Annotated in this window: 22 protein-coding genes; 14 read left to right on the top strand and 8 right to left on the bottom strand. The window is 70.9% G+C overall.

Annotated features, from left to right (window positions below; translation table 11 throughout):
• Positions 1-50: 50 nt before the first annotated feature.
• Positions 51-569 carry a GNAT family N-acetyltransferase gene (locus ABZ877_RS10760; protein WP_361067689.1) on the top strand — a complete coding sequence of 173 codons (519 nt, stop codon included), beginning with the start codon at positions 51-53 and terminating at the stop codon, positions 567-569.
• Here ABZ877_RS10760 and ABZ877_RS10755 read toward each other — a convergent pair.
• From ABZ877_RS10755 to ABZ877_RS10745, 3 genes are read right to left on the bottom strand one after another with little or no spacing between them, the layout of a single operon-like run.
• Positions 566-754 carry a DUF397 domain-containing protein gene (locus tag ABZ877_RS10755; protein WP_361067686.1) on the bottom strand — a complete coding sequence of 63 codons (189 nt, stop codon included), beginning with the start codon at positions 752-754 and terminating at the stop codon, positions 566-568. The two genes, ABZ877_RS10760 and ABZ877_RS10755, sit on opposite strands and share 4 nt — an antisense overlap.
• Positions 751-930, bottom strand: a complete 180-nt coding sequence (locus ABZ877_RS10750) for a DUF397 domain-containing protein (protein WP_361067683.1) — start codon at positions 928-930, stop codon at positions 751-753. Before ABZ877_RS10750 ends, ABZ877_RS10755 begins: the two co-directional genes overlap by 4 nt.
• Positions 927-1,775: a helix-turn-helix transcriptional regulator gene (locus ABZ877_RS10745; protein ID WP_361067680.1), complete on the bottom strand. Its 849-nt coding sequence runs from the start codon at positions 1,773-1,775 to the stop codon at positions 927-929. Before ABZ877_RS10745 ends, ABZ877_RS10750 begins: the two co-directional genes overlap by 4 nt.
• Before the next feature lie 133 nt (positions 1,776-1,908).
• Here ABZ877_RS10745 and ABZ877_RS10740 point away from each other — a divergent pair, with 133 nt between their 5' ends.
• The 6 genes from ABZ877_RS10740 (at position 1,909) to ABZ877_RS10715 (ending at position 6,016) form a co-directional block, all read left to right on the top strand.
• Entirely contained in the window at positions 1,909-2,451 is a 543-nt protein-coding gene (locus ABZ877_RS10740) for an ATP-binding protein (protein ID WP_361067677.1), read from the top strand.
• 158 nt (positions 2,452-2,609) lie between these two features.
• The gene (locus ABZ877_RS10735; RefSeq protein WP_361067674.1) at positions 2,610-3,473 is read left to right on the top strand and encodes a helix-turn-helix domain-containing protein; all 864 of its coding nucleotides are present in this window, start codon (positions 2,610-2,612) and stop codon (positions 3,471-3,473) included.
• Positions 3,474-3,544: 71 nt separating this feature from the next.
• Positions 3,545-3,892 (top strand): hypothetical protein, encoded by a 348-nt coding sequence (locus ABZ877_RS10730; RefSeq protein ID WP_361067671.1) that lies wholly within the window; start codon positions 3,545-3,547, stop codon positions 3,890-3,892.
• The gene (locus ABZ877_RS10725) at positions 3,889-4,146 is read left to right on the top strand and encodes a hypothetical protein (protein WP_361067668.1); all 258 of its coding nucleotides are present in this window, start codon (positions 3,889-3,891) and stop codon (positions 4,144-4,146) included. The genes ABZ877_RS10730 and ABZ877_RS10725 overlap by 4 nt, the downstream gene beginning before the upstream one ends.
• A 167-nt stretch (positions 4,147-4,313) precedes the next feature.
• Positions 4,314-4,712, top strand: coding sequence for a nuclear transport factor 2 family protein (locus ABZ877_RS10720; RefSeq protein WP_361067665.1), 399 nt, complete (start codon positions 4,314-4,316; stop codon positions 4,710-4,712).
• A gap of 182 nt (positions 4,713-4,894) precedes the next feature.
• A complete protein-coding gene (locus ABZ877_RS10715) occupies positions 4,895-6,016 on the top strand; it encodes a substrate-binding domain-containing protein (RefSeq protein ID WP_361067663.1) in 1,122 nt (373 codons plus the stop codon).
• A gap of 56 nt (positions 6,017-6,072) precedes the next feature.
• On the opposite strand, the gene ABZ877_RS10710 is transcribed toward ABZ877_RS10715, so the two are convergent.
• Positions 6,073-7,050, bottom strand: coding sequence for a helix-turn-helix transcriptional regulator (locus ABZ877_RS10710; RefSeq protein WP_361067660.1), 978 nt, complete (start codon positions 7,048-7,050; stop codon positions 6,073-6,075).
• Complete coding sequence (locus ABZ877_RS10705) at positions 7,047-8,093, bottom strand: helix-turn-helix transcriptional regulator (protein WP_361067657.1); 1,047 nt, start codon at positions 8,091-8,093, stop codon at positions 7,047-7,049. Before ABZ877_RS10705 ends, ABZ877_RS10710 begins: the two co-directional genes overlap by 4 nt.
• A gap of 95 nt (positions 8,094-8,188) precedes the next feature.
• Between ABZ877_RS10705 and ABZ877_RS10700 the strand changes: the two genes are divergently transcribed.
• The gene (locus ABZ877_RS10700; protein WP_361067654.1) at positions 8,189-8,368 is read left to right on the top strand and encodes a hypothetical protein; all 180 of its coding nucleotides are present in this window, start codon (positions 8,189-8,191) and stop codon (positions 8,366-8,368) included.
• A complete protein-coding gene (locus tag ABZ877_RS10695) occupies positions 8,365-8,709 on the top strand; it encodes a hypothetical protein (protein WP_361067651.1) in 345 nt (114 codons plus the stop codon). The genes ABZ877_RS10700 and ABZ877_RS10695 overlap by 4 nt, the downstream gene beginning before the upstream one ends.
• Positions 8,710-8,828: 119 nt before the next feature.
• On the opposite strand, the gene ABZ877_RS10690 is transcribed toward ABZ877_RS10695, so the two are convergent.
• Positions 8,829-9,254 (bottom strand): TIGR03618 family F420-dependent PPOX class oxidoreductase, encoded by a 426-nt coding sequence (locus ABZ877_RS10690; protein ID WP_361067648.1) that lies wholly within the window; start codon positions 9,252-9,254, stop codon positions 8,829-8,831.
• Positions 9,255-9,394: 140 nt separating this feature from the next.
• Here ABZ877_RS10690 and clpB point away from each other — a divergent pair, with 140 nt between their 5' ends.
• Positions 9,395-11,995 carry an ATP-dependent chaperone ClpB gene (gene clpB / locus ABZ877_RS10685; RefSeq protein ID WP_361068361.1) on the top strand — a complete coding sequence of 867 codons (2,601 nt, stop codon included), beginning with the start codon at positions 9,395-9,397 and terminating at the stop codon, positions 11,993-11,995.
• A gap of 357 nt (positions 11,996-12,352) precedes the next feature.
• A complete protein-coding gene (locus ABZ877_RS10680) occupies positions 12,353-12,895 on the top strand; it encodes a YbjN domain-containing protein (RefSeq protein WP_361067645.1) in 543 nt (180 codons plus the stop codon).
• Positions 12,896-12,917: 22 nt separating this feature from the next.
• Here ABZ877_RS10680 and ABZ877_RS10675 read toward each other — a convergent pair whose 3' ends face one another.
• Both ABZ877_RS10675 and ABZ877_RS10670 read right to left on the bottom strand, forming a co-directional pair.
• The gene (locus ABZ877_RS10675) at positions 12,918-14,045 is read right to left on the bottom strand and encodes a hypothetical protein (protein ID WP_361068358.1); all 1,128 of its coding nucleotides are present in this window, start codon (positions 14,043-14,045) and stop codon (positions 12,918-12,920) included.
• Positions 14,046-14,191: 146 nt separating this feature from the next.
• On the bottom strand, positions 14,192-15,376 hold the full coding sequence (locus ABZ877_RS10670) for a pyridoxal phosphate-dependent aminotransferase (protein WP_361067642.1): 1,185 nt from the start codon (positions 15,374-15,376) through the stop codon (positions 14,192-14,194).
• Between the two features lie 141 nt (positions 15,377-15,517).
• On the opposite strand from ABZ877_RS10670, the gene ABZ877_RS10665 reads away from it, so the two are divergent.
• The 3 genes from ABZ877_RS10665 (at position 15,518) to ABZ877_RS10655 (ending at position 18,838) form a co-directional block, all read left to right on the top strand.
• Complete coding sequence (locus tag ABZ877_RS10665) at positions 15,518-15,847, top strand: hypothetical protein (RefSeq protein ID WP_361067639.1); 330 nt, start codon at positions 15,518-15,520, stop codon at positions 15,845-15,847.
• 817 nt (positions 15,848-16,664) lie between these two features.
• The gene (locus ABZ877_RS10660) at positions 16,665-17,186 is read left to right on the top strand and encodes a DUF2617 family protein (RefSeq protein WP_361067636.1); all 522 of its coding nucleotides are present in this window, start codon (positions 16,665-16,667) and stop codon (positions 17,184-17,186) included.
• Positions 17,187-17,326: 140 nt separating this feature from the next.
• The gene (locus ABZ877_RS10655) at positions 17,327-18,838 is read left to right on the top strand and encodes a polyamine aminopropyltransferase (protein WP_361068355.1); all 1,512 of its coding nucleotides are present in this window, start codon (positions 17,327-17,329) and stop codon (positions 18,836-18,838) included.
• Positions 18,839-19,010 lie beyond the last annotated feature (172 nt).

Here is a 19,010-nt window from a genome sequence, read left to right as displayed (position 1 = left end):
TGGGCGGGGCCGCCCACCGTGCCGCTCGCCGATGGCGCAGGATGGACGCCATGACCGAGATCCGTACGCCCCGGCTCCTCCTGCGCCGCTGGTCCCCCGACGACGACCTCGCGCCCCTCGCCGACATCCAGTCCGACCCCGCCGTCATGAGCCACATCGGTGACGGTGCGCCCCGCTCCCTCGACGAGACCGCCGAGGACATCGAGCGATGGGAGGACGAATGGGACGACGAGGGCTTCGGCGTCTTCGCCGTCGAACTCCTCGGCTCCGGCGAGCTCGCGGGCGCGGTCGGCCTGTACGTTCCCGTCGCCCCGCCCCAGATCGCCGGCCACATCGGCATCCAGTGGCGGCTCGGCCGACAGTTCTGGGGCCAGGGCTACGCCTCGGAGGCGGCGCAGGCGTCCTTGGAGTTCGCCCTCCAGGACCGCGGGATCGACCGTGTGGTCGCGGCGGTCCGGGACGGCGACACGTCATCACCGAAGGTGCTCGGCAAACTGGGCCTGACCCGAACCGGCGAGACGGACGGCTTCCGCCTGTACGCGATCGACCTGACGGAGTTCGCAGGCTAATGCGCTACCGCGCCGATGAACGCGGACCAGGCCCTGGGAGTGACGGTGAGGTGGGCGCGGCCCGGGGTCTTGGAGTCCCGGATATGGGTCGCGCCGGGGGTGTGGGCGACCTCTATGCAGTCCCCCTCGCTACCGTTGCTGCTGTAACTGCTCTTGCGCCAGTCTTCCGGCCCCGGCGAATTCACAGCCGTTCCAGAAAGCGGGCCCAGGCGAGCGCGCCCACGGTGAGCTGGGGCCCGGAGGTGTTCTTGGAGTCGCGGATGTGGGTGGCGCCGGGGGCGTGGGCGACCTCGACGCAATCCCCCTCGCTGCCGTTGCTGCTGTAGCTGCTCTTGCGCCAGTCCAGTGCCTTGCGCTTCATGTCTCTCCCAGCAGTTGCTCGGTGAAGGCCCGCGACTCCCTCGGGGTGAGAGCCTGGGCCCGGATCATGCCATACCGCAGTTCGAGGACCCGGAGATGTTTCGGGTCGTCGACGGGGCGCCCCGAAGCGACGCCCGGTGAGCGTCCGATGGCTGTGCCGTCCCCGAACCGCAATACCGTGATGCTTCCGTCGACTCCAGCGTGCTCCTCCCGGTCGATAGGCATGACCTGCAGGGACACATTCGGCAACTGCGCCAGTTCCAGCAGGCGTTGGAGTTGCCCGCGCAGCACCATCTTGCCCCCGAGCGGGCGTCGTAGAGCGACCTCTTCCAGCACGAAACTCAGTGCCGGAGCGGGTTCCTTCGCGATGACCGACTGACGGTCCATCCGTGCGGCGGTCACGCGATCTACCTCAGCGGCCGTGTACGCGGGCTGCCGCATCTCGAAGAGCGCCCTCATGTAGTCCTCGGTCTGCAACAGGCCATGGATGTCATGCGCGCCGTACCACTGGATATCGACGGCCCGGGCCTCCATCCGTGCCAGGTCCCGCACCTTCTTCGGGTATCGGACCTCCCGCAGATCCTCCTTGAGCCCGGCGACGATCCCGCGGGCCCCCAGCACCTCATCGGCCCGGTCCAGGTACTCCGGGCGAGGAATCCGCTTACCGCCCTCGACCTTGTAAACGATCCCCTCGCCGTATCCCATCGCCTCCGCGAACTCCGGAACCTTCAGCCCCGCTGACTCCCGCCAACTCCGCAACTGCCGCCCGGCCGTGGCCACAACAGCGGCCCCCTGCTCGTCATCCGGGTCGACCTCCCACCCGTCACCCTCCGTCGCCTCGCTCATCCGCGAACCTCCCACCCGTCGTCAACCCCCGCCCACGTACACCATGTACAGCCCTGGACAAACGCTGGACAGTAGCCGTACGTGACCGTCATGTCACAGGCGAGCGTACGGGCGCGCGGCCACGCTGAGTGACGTGAACTTCGAAATCACCGAACTTCCCCGCACCAGGCGCCACTTCCACATCCAGCTGTCCCCCACGCCACGCGGAGCCCGCCTCGCGCGCCTCCTGGCCGTGGAAGAACTCCGCACCTGGGCCCTCCCCCTGGACCTGGACACTGCCGCGCTGGTCATCGCGGAACTGGCCACGAACGCCGCCACCCACGGCCGCCTCCCCGGCCGCGACTTCCGCCTCAGCGTCTACGTGGCCGACCGCACCCTGCGCATCGAGGTCGCCGACGCGCGGGGCGACCGGACCCCGGAGCCGCAGCACGCCGCGCTCACCGCTGAAACCGGCCGGGGCCTGATGCTCGTAGCGGCGCTCGCCAACCGCTGGGGCGTGACCGGCACCCCCGCCGAAGCGCCCCGCAAAACGGTCTGGGCCGAGCTCGACCTCGTAGCACCGGCGCCCGGAAACCCGTACGCCGGTGACGTGGACGGCAACCCCAAAGGAACGACTGAGGGAGAAAGGACCCAGGCCAAGCCCCACCCCTCCCTCCGCCGCGACACGGACGGGTGAAGGTCGCCAACTCGGCTTGCATGCGCGCCCTTTGCGCCCCCTACGCTCACGCACAGCGAGCAACCGCACCGCAGACAACCCAAGACATGTGACGGCCCCCGCCGGGACTGGCATCCCACTGCGAGGGCCTCACCACACAGGAAGCTTCCACCTTCCCTATGGATACGCAGCAGACTAACGCGCACTCGAACACCCCGCCCCGGACTTCACCCGAAGACCCCCGACAGGGCTACGGAATCGTTCATGAGAACACCCGTCACCACACCCGTTTCACGGTGATCGGCAACCACCTCGCCCAGCACCACAGCCTCTCCGCACTGGCGATCGGCCTCGCCGTCCACATCCAGTCCCTCCCGGCAGGGTCCCGAGCCGACGTCAGGACGCTGGCCGCCCGCTTCCCGGAGGGCACGACGCGGATCGCGGCGGCGCTGCGTGAGCTGGAGGAACACGGTTACCTGCGGCGCGAACGCCGACGCGCACCGGACGGCCGGGTCCGCACCCGTACGGTCTCCTGCAATCAGCCGGGCAGCACAGCCAGCGCCGAGTCGCCACCGCCGAAACCGAGGCCCCCGAAACCCAAGCCGCTCGCCGTCCCGCACCCGGAGCACACCCCCGGCCCCGGCATCCTCCAGGCGGCCACCGACCTCCTCGCCGGCCTGCATCGCACCGATGCCCGCCTCGCCCTCTCCGCCCGCGACACGGACCGACTGGCCCCCGGCGTCGTCGCCTGGCTGGAACGCGATCTGACCCCCGCCGCCGTACGCCATGCCCTGACCCGCGACCTGCCCCAGAACCGCCCCATCCGCAGCCCCGCGGCGCTCCTGGCCCACCGCCTGACGGCCCAACTCCCGCCCAGGCCACCCACATACCACCGGGTCACGACCCCACCGCCGGTCCGTCACCCCCTCCGCAACTGCGACACCTGCGACCACGCCTACCGAGGCCCGGACCCACACCACTGCCCCGGCTGCCGTCCGACCGGTGGCATCGACGTCGCCCCTAGGGAGAACTGCCCGGCATGACAACACTTCGCCGTACCGCTTCAGCGGCACCTCTCCCGATACTCTGGGCGAGGTACTCCCTGGAGGACACGATGAGCACAGCCGCCCCTGACGGACACGAGCTGATCCCGCGCCCCGAGAAGACCCCGGACGCCCTGCGCGCGGCGCTCGCGGTCGTGGCCCCCGCCAGGCTGGCCGAAATGCAGGAGCAGAAGGACGCGGCGTTCGCGTTGGCCGTGGAGTGGCAGTCGCTCAGCCCCGTGCGGAGCTGGGTGCTGACGTGGGCCAGGGACATCGAGATCGCTCGGCGCCCCGATCTGGCGGCCCGGTACAAGCGTGCCGAGCGGCACCTGGAGGACGAGGACCCCGATGCCGCGCACGAGGCGTTGCGCGAACTGAGCGCGGTTCTGGACGAGGCCCTGCGGGCGGTCCGGGAGTGAGCTGGGCCTGGGAGTACGTCTTCGGTGCGGCGGAGGCGGCTCGTACGGCCCCGTCGGCATTCCTGTCCGCTGTGGAGAGCAAGGCAGCCGAACTCGTCCGCGCCTGCGAGGCACTGCACGTCCATGGCCGCGCTCATGACGGCATCGACCCGAAGGGCGGGAGCGTCACTGTGCCCGGCGGCATGTTCACCTACCAGGTGGTCGTCCGCAGTGAGCGTGTCTTCATCGTGCAGATCACACACCTGGGCTTCTGACCGGTCGCGGGTCCCGCGACGGTTCCGCATTACCTGGCACGTAATCGACCACGTCACCCCCACCCCGGCAACCTGAAGTCACCGGAACCCGGGCGGCGCACTCCGTCCGGGCTCCGGGTTCACCTCACGAGTAACAGGGACGCACGGATTTCAGGAGGCCGATCGCCATGACCGACGCCGAGCAGAACAACAGCAGCAGCACCTACGAGACCGCCGTCGCCCGTTACTTCGCGGCCTGGAACGCCGCCGATGGGGACGCGGTGCGCAAAGCCGTCGCCGACGCCTGGAGCGAGGGCGGGACGTACACCGACCCGCTGGTCGACGTCGCGGGGCACGAGGGGATCGCGGCGGTCATCGAGGGGGCGCACGCGCAGTTCCCGGGGTTCGTGTTCCGGCCGCTCGGGGCGGTCGACGGGCATCACGGGATCGCCCGGTTCGGCTGGGAGCTGGTGTCGGAGGCGGACGGTTCCGCGCCGGTCGCCGGGTTCGATGTGATCGAGCTGGCCGGTGACGGGCGGGTCCGGGCCGTGCACGGGTTCCTCGACCGCGTACCGGCGCAAAACTGACGGCAAGGGTGTTACCGCCGGGTACACATGTCCGGTATTCGATGTATCTGGCTTCATGTGGGGAAGTGACGGATGCGTTTTCGTTGCGGTGTTGCTTCACCTCTTGACGTGATGTGGGCGGCCGAGTTGGCTTCGAGCCACCTCGGCCGCACCGGCGCGGCCACGTCAGGGAGGTATCCGTAATGAACACGCGTATGCGATGCGCCGGCCTTGCCGGTGTCGCATCCGTCCTGGTGGTCTCGCTCTCGGCCTGCAATGGTGTGCTGCCCGGCGGGGGCGGCGACAGCGGCGAGCCCGTGCGCAAGGGCAACGATGTGAAGATCGGCCTGTTGCTGCCCGAGCGCGAGACCGCGCGCTACGAGAAGTTCGACTATCCGAACATCAAGCGTCAGATAGCGAAGTTGACCGGCGGTGAGGGCGACTTGGTCTACGCCAATGCCGAGCAGGATGCCGACCTGCAGAACCGCCAGGTCGACGACATGATCGCCAAGAAGGTGGACACGCTGATCGTCGACGCCGTCGACGCGAAGTCGATCGCCGGGGCGGTGCGGCGGGCCAAGGACGCGGGGATCCACGTCATCGCGTACGACCGTCTCGCCCAGGGCCCGGTCGACGCGTACGTCGGCTTCGACAACGGGCTCGTCGGCCAGACCCAGGGCAAGGAGCTGCTGCACGCGCTGGGCTCGAAGGCCACCAAGAACAGCAAGATCGTCATGATCAACGGTTCGCCGACCGACCCCAACGCCCGCGAGTTCAAGGACGCCGCCCGCGCGGAGCTGACCGACGCGGTGACCATCGCGAAGTCCTACGACACGGTGGCCTGGAAGCCGCAGAACGCCAAGGCCAACATGGAACAGGCCATCGCCTCCCTCGGCGCGGCCAACATCGCCGGGGTCTATTCGGCCAACGACGGCATGGCGGGCGGGATCGTCGCCGCGCTCAAGGAGGCCGGTGTCACCAAGATGCCGCCGATCACCGGCCAGGACGCCGAACTGGCGGCGGTGCAGCGGATTCTGACGGGCGATCAGTACATGAGCGTGTACAAGCCGTACCCCGAGGAGGCCGCGACGGCCGCCGAGATGGCCGTGCGGATCGCGCAGGGGCGCACCATCGAGTTCGAGGCGCTCGCCATGGACCGGACGGACAGCCCGACGACGAAGCAGATCCGTACGGCGAGCGTCAGCGTCGTCGCGCTGGAGCGGGACAACATCAAGCAGACCGTGGTCAAGGACGGCATCCTCAAGATCGACGAGATCTGCACGGCGAAGTACGCGGAGGCGTGCGCGCAGGCAGGGCTGAAGTAGGCCCTTCGCCCAGGTGACCGGCCCCCACCCGGTCGCCCCTGCGCGCGGACCGCGCCTCAGCGGTCCTGCGTCAGGATGCCCGACTGCCCGATGAGGTACCCGAGCTGGGCGCGGCTCTCGCTGCCCAGGGTCGCCGCCAGTTTGGCGATGTGATGGCGGACCGTACGGATGTTGACCCCGAGGCGGTCGGCGATGACGGCATCGGTGTGTCCTTCGATGAGCAGCGCCGCGATGGTGCGCTGCCGGCTCGTCGGGTCGCCCTGCGGTGCGGAGTCCGGCGCCGTCACCGGGTACATGGGGACCGCGAGCCGCCAGAGCCGCTCGAACGTCGTCACCAGATAGCTGATCAGCGCCGGATGGCGGATCTCCAGGGCGACGGTCCGGTCGGGGTTGGCCGGGATGAACGCGACGGTGCGGTCGAGCAGCACGAGCCGTTCGGTCACCTCGTCCAGGGTGCGTACCTGCACATCGCCCTCGAGCTGCTCGTAGTGGGCGCGTACGGCCGGTGAGTGGCGCGTGGAGTGCTGGTACAGGGTGCGCATCCGGCAGCCGCGGGAGAGCAGCGCCTGTTCGCGGGGCAGGACGTCGGCGAGCTGGTCGGGTGGCCGGAACCCGCCGGGCTGGATGGTGAGCAGTTCCTTGGAGGAGGCCCGCATGGCCTCGGCTATCGCCGCGTTGATCCGCTGGAAGCCCATGATGACGGTCAGCATCGGCGCGACCGGCACCGCCGCGCGCTCCGCGTCGAGCGTCATGAGCGGGGCGAACGCCTGCGCGAGCCGGGTCTCGCGGTGGCGCTGCCGGGCGATCTCGTCCTCGATGTCGCTCAGCAGGGCGGGGAGGGCGACCGCGGGCGCGACCGGCCGCATCCACTCCGGGTCCGAGGGGTCCGGTGTGAGCAGGCCGTGGTCGAGCAGGCAGGGGGCTTCCTGGGCGTCCGCCGTGCGTACCCGGCCCCAGTGGAGGGCGTGCGCGTAGAGCTGGGAACCCGCGTCGCAGAACTCCTCGACCCCGTGTTCGTGTGCTCCGGCTGTCACTTGGTGCTCTCTCCGGTCGGCAGCCCGTTCTCCTGGTCCAGGATTCCCGACCGGGCGATGAGGTATCCCAGTTGGGCGCGGCTGCCACTGCCGAGGGAGGCGGCGATCTTCGCGATGTGGGCGCGGCAGGTGCGGACGTTCATCCCGAGTCTGCGTGCGATCGCCTCGTCCACGTGCCCCTCAATCAGCAGTCTGGCTATCGAGCGCTGGACACCGGTGATGCCGTCGGTGGCCGGCGGGTACGGCGGATCCTCCAGGAGGGGTGTGGCGCGCCGCCACAGGTCCTCGAAGACCTTGGTGAGGTATTCCACCAGGCCCGGGTGGCGCAGTTCCAGGGCGGTCTGCCGCTCCTCGCCGACGGGGATGAGCGCCGCGGTCCGGTCGAAGATCATCAACCGGTCGATGAGTTCTTCGAGGGTACGGATCTCCACGTTCGCCCGGTCGATACGGGCCGCGTAGGCGAGGGTGCCCTGGCTGTGGCGCACGGTGTGCTGGTAGATGGTGCGCATGGCGACGCCGCGGTCCAGGACGGTCTGGCCGCGCTTCAGCGCCACGTTGAGCGTGTTCTCGCTGCGGCCGCCGCCGGGCTGCACGGTGAGGACCTCGAAGCGGCAGTCGGCGGTGAGCCGCTCGATCGCCGCGTTGATGCGGGCGTCGCCCTCCAGCACCGTGATGGCGTGGGTCGTCGGCTCGGCGCGCGCGGTGATGGCGAGGAAGGGCTCGAAAAGGTCGGTGAGCCGGACGGCGGCTTTCCGCCGTTCCTGGATCTCCCGCTCCAGCGGCAGCAGCCATTGCGCCAGGGCGGAGGAGGGCGGAACCGGGCGGAGCCAGCCGGCGTCGTCCGGGTCCGGGTGCAGCAGCGCCGCCTCCAGGAGGCAGGGGGCGTTCTCCGCCTTCGCCCGGGGGAGCCGCCCCTCGCTCAACGCGTCGGAGTACAGGCGCGCGCCTTCGTCACAGAGCGGAGTTGTGGGGTGAGGATGTGTCGGTTTGGTGCTTGTTGGGAACAATCTCCACCCCCCAGGGTCCTGAACGTGCAGGAACATGATGCATCGTCTCTGTGGCATTGACGTGCCGGATTGAGACATCGTCTTGTTGCAGCCGGGGGAGAGGAACTTACCAAGTGAGGACGAAGCCGACTATGTTGAAGCGCACGCTTCGCGGGGTGGTGATCGCCGCCTTTTCCGCCGGGCTGGCCGTCAGTGCGGTGAGCACTCTCGATCTCGGGTGGAACAAGGCGGACTCTGCCGGGACCGCCACCGTCGCCGCCGCACCGCCGGACCTTGGCTGGAACACGGCTCCGACGGGTGCGGACGAATGATCACCCCACCCGACGACAGATCCCTGCGCCGCGAGATGGCGATCGCGTACCGGTCCGGCTGGCACACGATCGACCTCGTGACGGCGATCCCGAACCCGGGTGACTCGCTCATGGTCACCCTGTTCGGGGAGCCGATCATCGTGGTGCGGGACGACGACGACGACCTCCGGGCCTACCGGTGCCTGCGCCGCCCGCGCGGCGCCCCGCAGCCGGTGCGGACGGTCGTCCGGTACGGAATGATCTTCGTCAATCTCGACCAGCGTGATCACCAGCTGGTCGGGGAACCGGGGTCAGAGACCCCGCACACCAGTACTACCTCTGCCACCCCCCGCAGTGCCTGACGCGATTCCCCCGTCGTAGTAGATCGCGCAGGTGCTTCCCCCCGCAGCGGCGCCACCGTGGACCTGAACACGGTGGCGCCGCTGCAGTTTTGTGTACTTCTCCGCAGCCGGGCTACTCGCTACTCGTCGAAGACCGCGTTCCCCGTGCCCCGGTCCACGGCGATCTCGATGACCACCCGCGTCGGGTTGGGGCGCGGCGGATGGTTGTACCGCTCGGCGTAGCGGCGCTCGGCGTCCGCGACCGAGGCCGGGCCAGTGCGGACGGTGGCCACGCCCTCCAGGGTGGCCCAGCGCCGGCCGTCGACCTGGCAGACCGCGACCCGGGCCGGAGCCGAGGAGGGTGCCGCCAGGATGTGCGCGACCTTCCGGCTCGCCCCGTCCGTGATGACCCTGGCCACGCGCTGCCCGGCGTCGTACGTCACGCCCACCGGGACGACGTGCGGGGTGCCGTCGGCGCGCAGGGTCGTCAGTGTGCACAGGTGCCTCTCCCGCCAGAAGCCGAGGAAGGCGGCGGCGGGTTCGTCGAGGTCGATCTTCTTGGCCATGGTGCGGAATCTATCCGCATCCCTATCCGCATCCGGCGCCCTGTCGGCCTTCCGGGAACCTTGAGCGGAATAGACTCAACTTTGTGTACGCTGAATAGGTCAGAGTTGCCCGTGACGTGGAGGAGAAGGAGAAGAGTTACGTGGACGCCGAGCTGACGAACCGGAGCCGCGACGCGATCAACGCGGCCACGAGCCGGGCCGTGTCCGGGGGCCACCCGGATCTGACCCCGGCGCACCTGCTCCTGGCGCTCCTGGAGGGGCAGGACAACGAGAACATCACCGACCTGCTCGCCGCCGTCGGCGCCGACCAGGCGCAGGTGCGGGCGGGCGCCGAGCGCGTCGTCGGCGCGCTGCCCAGCGTCACCGGATCGACCGTCGCACCGCCCCAGCCCAACCGCGATCTGCTCGCCGTCGTCGCCGACGCGGGCGAGCGGGCCAAGGAGCTGGGCGACGAGTACCTCTCCACGGAGCACCTCCTGATCGGCGTCGCCGCGAAGGGCGGCGCCGCGGGCGACGTACTGGCGGAGAACGGGGCCACCGCGAAGAAGCTGGCCGAGGCATTCACGAAGAGCAGGGGAGGGCGCCGGGTGACGACACCCGACCCGGAGGGCTCGTACAAGGCCCTGGAGAAGTTCGGCACCGATTTCACCGCCGCCGCGCGCGAGGGGCGGCTCGACCCCGTCATCGGGCGTGACCAGGAGATCCGCAGGGTCGTCCAGGTCCTGTCCCGGCGCACGAAGAACAACCCCGTCCTCATCGGTGAGCCCGGCGTCGGCAAGACCGCCGTCGTAGAGGGACTCGCCCAGCGCATCGTCAAGGGGGACGTGCCCGAGTCGCTCAAGGACAAGCGGCTCGTCTCGCTCGACCTCGGCGCGATGGTCGCCGGCGCGAAGTATCGCGGTGAGTTCGAGGAGCGCCTGAAGACCGTCCTCTCCGAGATCAAGGAGAGCGACGGGCAGATCATCACGTTCATCGACGAGCTGCACACCGTCGTCGGCGCGGGCGCGGGCGGCGACTCCGCCATGGACGCGGGCAACATGCTCAAGCCCATGCTCGCCCGCGGCGAACTGCGCATGGTCGGCGCCACGACCCTGGACGAGTACCGCGAGCGCATCGAGAAGGACCCGGCCCTGGAGCGCCGCTTCCAGCAGGTCCTGGTCGCCGAGCCGAGCGTCGAGGACTCCATCGCGATCCTGCGCGGCCTCAAGGGCCGCTACGAGGCGCACCACAAGGTCCAGATCGCTGACAGCGCGCTGGTCGCGGCCGCGACGCTCTCCGACCGCTACATCACCTCCCGCTTCCTCCCCGACAAGGCCATCGACCTCGTCGACGAGTCCGCGTCCCGGCTCCGTATGGAGATCGACTCCTCCCCGGTGGAGATCGACGAGCTCCAGCGCGCCGTCGACCGCCTCAAGATGGAGGAACTGGCCATCGGCAAGGAGACCGACCCGGCCAGCAAACAGCGCCTGGAGAAGCTGCGGCGCGACCTCGCCGACAAGGAGGAGGAGCTGCGCGGCCTCACCGCCCGCTGGGAGAAGGAGAAGCAGTCCCTCAACCGCGTCGGTGAGCTGAAGGAGAAGCTGGACGACCTGCGCGGCCAGGCCGAACGGGCCCAGCGCGACGGCGACTTCGACACCGCGAGCAAGCTCCTGTACGGCGAGATCCCGTCCCTGGAGCGCGACCTGGAGGCGGCGTCGGAGGCCGAGGAAGAGGTCGCCAAGGACACGATGGTGAAGGAGGAGGTCGGCCCCGACGACATCGCCGACGTCGTCGCCTCCTGGACCGGCATCCCGGCCGGCCGTCTGATGGAGGGCGAGACCCAGAAGCTGCTCCGCATGGAGGAGGAGCTGGGCAAGCGCCTCATCGGCCAGACCGAAGCCGTACAGGCGGTCTCGGACGCCGTCCGCCGCACCCGCGCAGGGATCGCCGACCCCGACCGCCCGACCGGCTCCTTCCTCTTCCTCGGCCCGACCGGCGTCGGCAAGACCGAGCTGGCCAAGGCGCTCGCGGACTTCCTCTTCGACGACGAGCGGGCCATGGTCCGCATCGACATGAGCGAGTACGGCGAGAAGCACAGCGTCGCCCGCCTCGTCGGCGCGCCCCCCGGCTACGTCGGCTACGAGGAGGGCGGCCAGCTCACGGAGGCGGTACGCCGTCGCCCGTACTCGGTGGTCCTCCTCGACGAGGTCGAGAAGGCGCACCCCGAGGTCTTCGACATCCTGCTCCAGGTCCTCGACGACGGCCGCCTCACCGACGGCCAGGGCCGCACGGTCGACTTCCGCAACACCATCCTGGTGCTGACCTCCAACCTGGGCAGCCAGTACCTGATGGACCCGCTGACGACGGCCGACGAGAAGAAGGAACAGGTGCTCGAGGTGGTCCGGGCCTCCTTCAAGCCGGAGTTCCTGAACCGCCTGGACGACCTGGTCGTCTTCTCCGCCCTGGACAAGGACGAACTGCGCCGCATCGCGCGGCTCCAGCTCGACCGCCTGGCCAAGCGCCTCGCCGACCGCCGCCTCACCCTCGACGTCAGCGAAGCCGCCCTCACCTGGCTCGCCGACGAGGGCAACGACCCGGCCTACGGCGCGCGCCCGCTCCGCCGCCTGGTCCAGACGGCCATCGGCGACCGCCTCGCCAAGGAGATCCTCTCGGGCGAGGTCAAGGACGGCGACACGGTCCGGGTGGACGTGTTCGGCGAGGACCTGATCGTGGGCCCGGCGACCCCGGAGAAGTCCCTGTAAGTCCTGGACGCCCTTGGGGCTGCGGCGAAGCCGCATGCTCCAGGGGCGCGGGGAACGGCGCGAGCAACCACAAGCTGTCCGCAGACGGCGAACGACAGAAACCCGGCAGACGAGGCTCCGGGCTTGCCCCCCGGGGGGCGAGGGCCTGTCGTCAAACCCCCGCCTGCCCGGCGGCGTCTGGCACGCACGCTCGCGGCGTTGCGGAAAGGACCGAGTAGCTCCGCTACTAGGACCTTCCCGCGCCTTGCGATCGCACGCACCAGACGCCGCCGGGCCGCCCTTCGGGCGACGTCGGGGGTTTGACGACAGGCCCTCGTGGGAGAGGATGGGCCTCAGCCATACGAAGGGACCAAGCGCGTGAGCATCGACCCGTCCTCGATTCCCAATTTCGGGGGACAGCCCGAACCGCAGCAGGGAGCGGGACCGGCAGGCCCCGTCATCCCCGACCAGGACCTCGTCAAGCAGCTCCTGGAGCAGATGGAGCTCAAGTACGTCCTGGACGACGAGGGTGACCTCGCCGCGCCGTGGGAGGAGTTCCGTACGTACTTCATGTTCCGCGGCGAGGGCGACCAGCAGGTCTTCTCGGTGCGGACGTTCTACGACCGCCCGCACGGCATCGAGGTCAAGCCGCAGCTCCTGGAGTCCATCGACGACTGGAACCGCCGCACCCTGTGGCCGAAGGTCTACAGCCACACCCACGACGACGGCACGGTCCGCCTGATCGGCGAGGCGCAGATGCTGATCGGCACCGGTGTCTCCCTGGAGCATTTCGTGTCGTCGACGGTGAGCTGGGTGCGTGCCGCGATCGAGTTCGACCGCTGGCTCGTGGAGCAGCTGGGCCTCGAGGCCGAGGTCGACTCGGCGGAGAACCCGGAGAAGCCCGAGGACGGCGGGGAGTGACCCCCTGGGTCAACCCCGCTCCTCACAGCGGTTTGTGGACGTAGACCAGCAGATACGTCCCGTACGCCACCGAGAGCCCGGCCAGCCACCCCACCGTGAGGAGGGCGTGTGCGGGCCGGGCTCTCGCCGTGCGGGCCAGCGCGCACGCGACGGGCAGCAGCAGCGGGAACGCGGGCAGCAGGAAGCGCGGCTTGGACGCGAAGAACCCGGAGCCGCCGAGGGTGACGAGGAGCAGGACGCCGCTGTGGACGGCGAGCGGCAGCGGCGGCCGGTTCAGGAGCAGCAGCCCGTACAGGAGCACCGCCACCACGACGATCACCAGCGCCATCCCGAAGACGAAGCGGTGCCCGTGCTGGAGCACCCGCCACGCCATCTGCACGGAACCGGCCCCGTAGTCGAACGTGGAGCCCCAGCCGCGCTGCACCGCGAAGTACCCGCCGAGCGGATCGCCCTTTCTGACCCCGACCCACAGCACGTACGAGAGCCAGCCGGCCGGCGCGAGCAGCGCGCCCGTCCACAGGCTGTGGGGAACGCGTCCGCGCCGCCGGACCAGCTCGTACGCGGCGGTGACGAGGACGGCGGCGGCGACCGCGACCCCGTTCGGCCGGGCGATCCCGGCGAGCGCGGCCAGCGCCCCCGCCCACAGCCAGCGCCCCTTCAGGACGGCGTACAGCGACCAGGCGGCCAGCGCCGTGAGCACCGGTTCCGTGTAGGCCAGGGACAGGACGACCGAGTGCGGGAGCAGGGCCCAGAGCACGACCAGGAGCGTCGCCACGAGGCGGCCGTGCAGGAGTTCACCGATCCGGTAGATGCCGAGCGCGGCGGCGAACGCCGCGGCCCACGCGATGAGCAGCGCGCAGAGCGGGGCACTGAGGGGCAGGACCAGGTGCGCGGCGCTGACCAGCGCCGGGTACAGCGGGAAGAAGGCGAGGTCGCTGTAGATCTGGCCGCTGGAGAGGTGCAGGGTGCGGCCGTAGCCGTGCTCGGCGATGTGCAGGTACCAGAACGAGTCCCAGGACTGTCCGAGGAGCGCGAGCGGCGGCTTGCCGCTCGTCCACCCGGCGACGACCACGGCGAGCGTCCCGGCCAGCCGGGCCGCGGCGAAGAGCCCGAGGGCGCGGGCGGCCCCGCTCGCGAGCGGACGCGGCAGCGTCCGGGGCCCGGCGGGGGTGGTGGTGGCTGAGGGGCCGTCGAGGACGGCGGCGGAAGGCTCGGTCACAACCGAACCTTGCGCCGCGCCCGCCGGGCCCGCGATCCGGGAGCCGCCAGACGGGCGGCCTCACCGGACGGGACAGGTCAGAGCCGCTTCAGGCGGGCCACCGCGTCCGCGAGGACCTCGTCCCGCTTGCAGAACGCGAACCGTACGAAGGGGGCCCCGGCCGCGCGGTCGTCGTAGAACACGGCGTTCGGGACGGCGACGACGCCGCACCGCTCGGGCAGCGCACGGCAGAAGGCGAAGCCGTCGTCGAAGCCGAGCGGGCGGATGTCGGTGGTGACGAAGTAGGTGCCCTGCGGCCGGAAGACCGTGAACCCGGCGTCCGCGAGCCCGGCGGCGAGCAGGTCGCGCTTGGCCGTCATGGCGGCGCGGTAGTCCGTGAAGTAGGAGTCGGGCAGGGCGAGCGCCTCGGCGACCGCGTACTGGAAGGGGCCCGAGGAGACGTAGGTGAGGAACTGCTTGGCGGCGCGGACGGCGGCGGTCAGCTCGGGCGATGCCGTCACCCAGCCGACCTTCCAGCCGGTGAACGAGAACGTCTTGCCCGCCGAGCCGATCGTCACCGTCCGCTCCCGCATCCCGGGCAGCGACGCGAGCGGCACGTGCTCGGCGTCGTCGAAGGTCAGGTGCTCGTAGACCTCGTCGGTGACGACGAGCAGGTCGTGCTCGACCGCCAGCTCGGCGATCGCCTTCAGTTCGGCCCGGGTGAGCACGGTGCCGGTCGGGTTGTGCGGGGTGTTGATGAGCAGGAGGCGGGTGCGCGGGGTGAGCGCGGCGCGCAGCTCGTCGAGGTCGAGGCGGAAGGAGCCCTCGTACGGGCGCAGCGTCACCGGCACGCGCGTGCCGCCCGCCATGGCGATGCAGGCCGCGTACGAGTCGTAGTACGGCTCGAACGCGACGACCTCGTCCCCGGGCTCCACCAGCGCCAGCAGCGCGGCGGCGATGGCCTCCGTCGCGCCCGCAGTGACCAGGACCTCGCGGTCGGGGTCGAGCGCGATGCCGTACCGGCGCTCCTGGTGCGCGGCGATCGCGGCCCGCAGCTCGGGGACGCCGGGGCCGGGCGGGTACTGGTTGCCGCGCCCGTCGCGCAGCGCCCGTACCGCCGCCTCGCGGACCTGCTCGGGGCCGTCGGTGTCGGGGAAGCCCTGACCGAGGTTGATGGCGCCGGTCCGCACGGCGAGCGCGGACATCTCGGCGAAGATCGTCGTGCCGAACTCGGCGAGCCGGCGGTTGAGCAGGGGTCGCGCGCTGGAGGTCATGCCGGCCATCCTGCGCCGAACCTCCGAGGTTCCTCAACTCACTCCCTGGACGCCCGTGTGCGGGGTGGGTGAATTGAGTACGGGTACTCACGCCGGGGCCCGGGTCCCGCCAGGAGCATGACGAGCACCACGTCTTCGGGGGGATCATCGATGAACGTTCGCACGGTGCTGCGGCTGACCTTCGCCAATGCCGCTTCCGCCGGATACCTGGGGCTCGTCGGCGCGTCCGTCGCGTTCGAGGCGGTCGCCGCGGTGTACGGGGACTCCGACCTCGTCGGGATATGGCCGTTCCTGCTCACGGCGCCCACGTCCGTGGTGGCGGCGGGGGCCGTCGGGGCGGTCTGGGGCGTGGACGCACCCGTCTGGTACCTGGCGGCCGGGATCGTCGTCAGCGCGCTGATCCAGTCGTTCGTCCTCGGGGCGCTCCTGCAGGCGGCGCGCGGCACACGCCGAAGGCGCCTTCGTCCGCGCCGCGGTTGACCCCCGCCGGGAAACCTCTGGAGTTCCTCAACTCTGCTTTGCCACGCGGTGCGTTCGGGCATCCCCCTGTCACGCCCGCTCGGGGCGGTCCCTCGGGGCCCTGTGGAACGCAGGGGGCCCGGGGGTTTCGGGGGACGAGAGAGGGGGGCCGGTGATGGAAGCAGTCGTCATCTTGGTCTTCGTGGTCTTCGTGGTGCTGGCCGTCACGCTCATCGTGCAGGCGGCCAGGGGAGTCGTGCGGGCGGGATCGCACATGTCGCCCCAGCGAGGCCCGCGACGGGGGCGGGGACGGTCGAACAGCAGCAACAGCAACAGTTGGTGGGCCGGGGGCGGCGACTCCGGCGGGGGCGCCGCGTGCGGGTCCGGGTCCTCCGGCCACCACTCGTCGTGCGGGAGCAGTTCCTCTTCGTGCGGCGGTGGCAGCTCCTGCGGGGGCGGGTCGTCGTGCGGCGGCGGGGGCGGGTGCGGCGGCGGAAGCTGACGCCGCGCCCGGGGCCTGCGGCCCGCGCGGAGGCGACTGACACGGGGCAGTCGGTCCGCGCGGGCCGCAGGCACGTGTGTTCCCCTTGACACCCGGCAGAGGGGTGTGGGGCGGGGAAGTCCGCTAGGGCAGTTGAACAGTTGAACTGGGGAGCCCTCGGGGGGATGGAAACCCTCCGAAGTTGGGTAAAAACGCTGTGAGGGCGACGCCGCCCATGATTCCCTTCAACCGTCAACTCAGCCCTCGTACTACGTACTCAACGCGTTCGCGTGGGCACGAGCCGGTCCCATCGACGTAGCCGGCCCCACCTCCTTTGCGCGCTAGCGGAGCCGACCCATGCTCACGACCCTGAACACCGCGTACACCGACACGAGTGCGGCCGATCTGGCCTGGGCCCTGGGCCGGGAGCCGCTCCCCGCGCTCGCCACCCTCGACCTGGAACTGAGCGGCGCCAAGTTGCAGTTGCGGCTCCTCGGCGCCTCCCACCAGGTGCTGCTCGACGAGGAGCACGGCAGTTGCTCCGAGACCGTCGCCTGCATCCCCGGCAGCAGCACCCCGCTCCCGCTCGGCGTCGCCAAGCGGGTCGGCGACTGGGAGTACGAGTTCGCCGCGCACGTCGAGCACCTCACCGAGGGACAGTTCGCGGGCCGCGCGCAAGAACTGCTCGCCCTCGTCGCCGACCACCCGAACGGTCTTGCGGGCGTCTTCCCCGGCTCCCCGCACGCCTTCACGGCGATGCTCGCCCAGTACCACGAGGGCCAGGTGCAGTGGCGCACGTGGCACGCCTACCCGCAGGACGGCCAACTCGTCGCCACCCGCTCCCGGGTGGGCGTACGGATGCCGGTCGCGGCGCTGTAGAGCGCCATGCCCACATTGGCGGGAGTATGCGCGCGGTGCGCCTGTTCCACACGTGTGGGTGACGAGGAGCGCTCGGACGGTGACGTAGCGTTCCAGTCGTGATCGAACCGCACGTGTCCGCGCCGCCCGCGAGGCGCGCAGTGACGACCCGGCCCGCGAGCGAGCGCGGCCGGGCCCCGCTCCCGGTGCGACCGGGCACCGGCCGGTTCCTCGTACTCGTGTGCGTCTTCGTCTGCGCGGCCTGCGGACTCGTCTACGAACTCGAACTCGTCGCCCTCGCCTCCTACTTGATGGGCGACTCCGTCACCCAGGCATCCGTCGTGCTCTCGTTCATGGTCTTCGCCATGGGCCTCGGCTCGCTCGCCGCCAAACGGCTGCGGCCGCACGCCGCCGCCGGATTCGGACTCGTCGAGGCCGCGCTCGCGCTCGTCGGCGGATTCAGCGCGATGGTCCTCTACGCGGTCTTCGCCTGGGCGGACGGCGGGGCGGGCGCCCCCGGCGTGTGGGCCGACAGCCCACGCTGGCTGCTCATCGCCTTCTCCCTCGCCATCGGCGTCCTCATCGGCGCCGAAGTGCCCCTGCTCATGGTGCTCATCCAGCGGATCCGGCGGCAGGACGCGGGCGGCGCCGTCGCCGACCTGTTCGCGGCGGACTACGTGGGCGCGCTCGTCGGCGGCCTCGCCTTCCCCTTCCTGCTCCTGCCCCTGCTCGGGCAGCTCACCGGGGCGCTCCTCACCGGCGCGGTCAACGCGGCGGCCGGCGGCGCCCTCGTGCTCGGGCTGCTCCGGCGCGACCTCAGCGTGCGGGGGCGGCGAACGCTGGTCGTCGTCAACCTGGCGGTCCTCGCGCTGCTCGCCGCCGCGTTCGTCCGCGTCGACCACTTCGAGCGGGCCGCGCGGCACGCCATCTTCGGGGCGGACGTCCGGGTCGCCGAACACACCGCCGTGCAGGAAGTCGTCCTCACCGGGGGAGAGCGCGGGCGCCCCCTCTCCCTCTACCTCGACGGACAGCTGCGGGTCAGCGGGCAGGACGAGGCGCGTCAGCACGCGGCGCTCGTCGGACCCGTGATGCGCGGCGGGAACCACGCGCGGGTCCTCGTCCTCGGCGGGGGTGACGGGCTCGCCGTCCGCGAAGTGCTGCGCCGGCCCGGGGTGCGCCATGTCGACGTCTACGACACCGACCCCGCCGTCGTCCGGCTCGCCCGTACGGACCCCGGGCTCCGGGCGCTCAACCGCGGGGCGCTCTCCGATCACCGGGTGCGGGTGCGGACCGGGGACGTCTTCCGGCTGCTCCGGGGCGGTGTGCCCGCCCCGGCCGGGCCGTACGACGTGGTGATCTGCGATCTGCCCGACCCCGCGCGCACCGACAGTACGAAGCTGTACTCGCAGGAGTTCTACGGGCTCGTGGCCCGGGGGCTCGCTCCGCGCGGGCGGGTGGTGGTGGCCGGCGGGGCCGTCTCCGGGCGGTTCTGGACCGTGGTGTCGTCCGTTCGGGCGGCGGGGTTGCGGGTGGTGGCGTATCGGGGGGCGGGTTCCTCGGCTGGCTTCGTCACCGGCAGCCGGGCCGAGCCGCCCCGGCTCCCCGGTATCCACCCTTTGCGGCCGCGCCTCTACCCTCCGTCGACCTTGACCCACCCGCGCTACACGAACTGACAGCGCGGCGCCGTCGTGGCTGGTCGCGCAGTTCCCCGCGCCCCTGGAATGCGCACTTCGTGCGGCATTCCCCCGTCGTTCTTCGGCTGTCCCGCCGTCGTGGTTGCTCGCGCAGTTCCCCGCGCCCCTGAGATGCGCCGCGGGGGCGCCCAGAGGAGGGGGCGCCCCAGGG

The organism is Streptomyces sp. NPDC046939, assembly GCF_040644575.1.
GTDB lineage: Bacteria > Actinomycetota > Actinomycetes > Streptomycetales > Streptomycetaceae > Streptomyces.
Note: the sequence above shows the minus strand (reverse complement) of the source record. Positions and strands in the feature narration are given on the sequence as shown.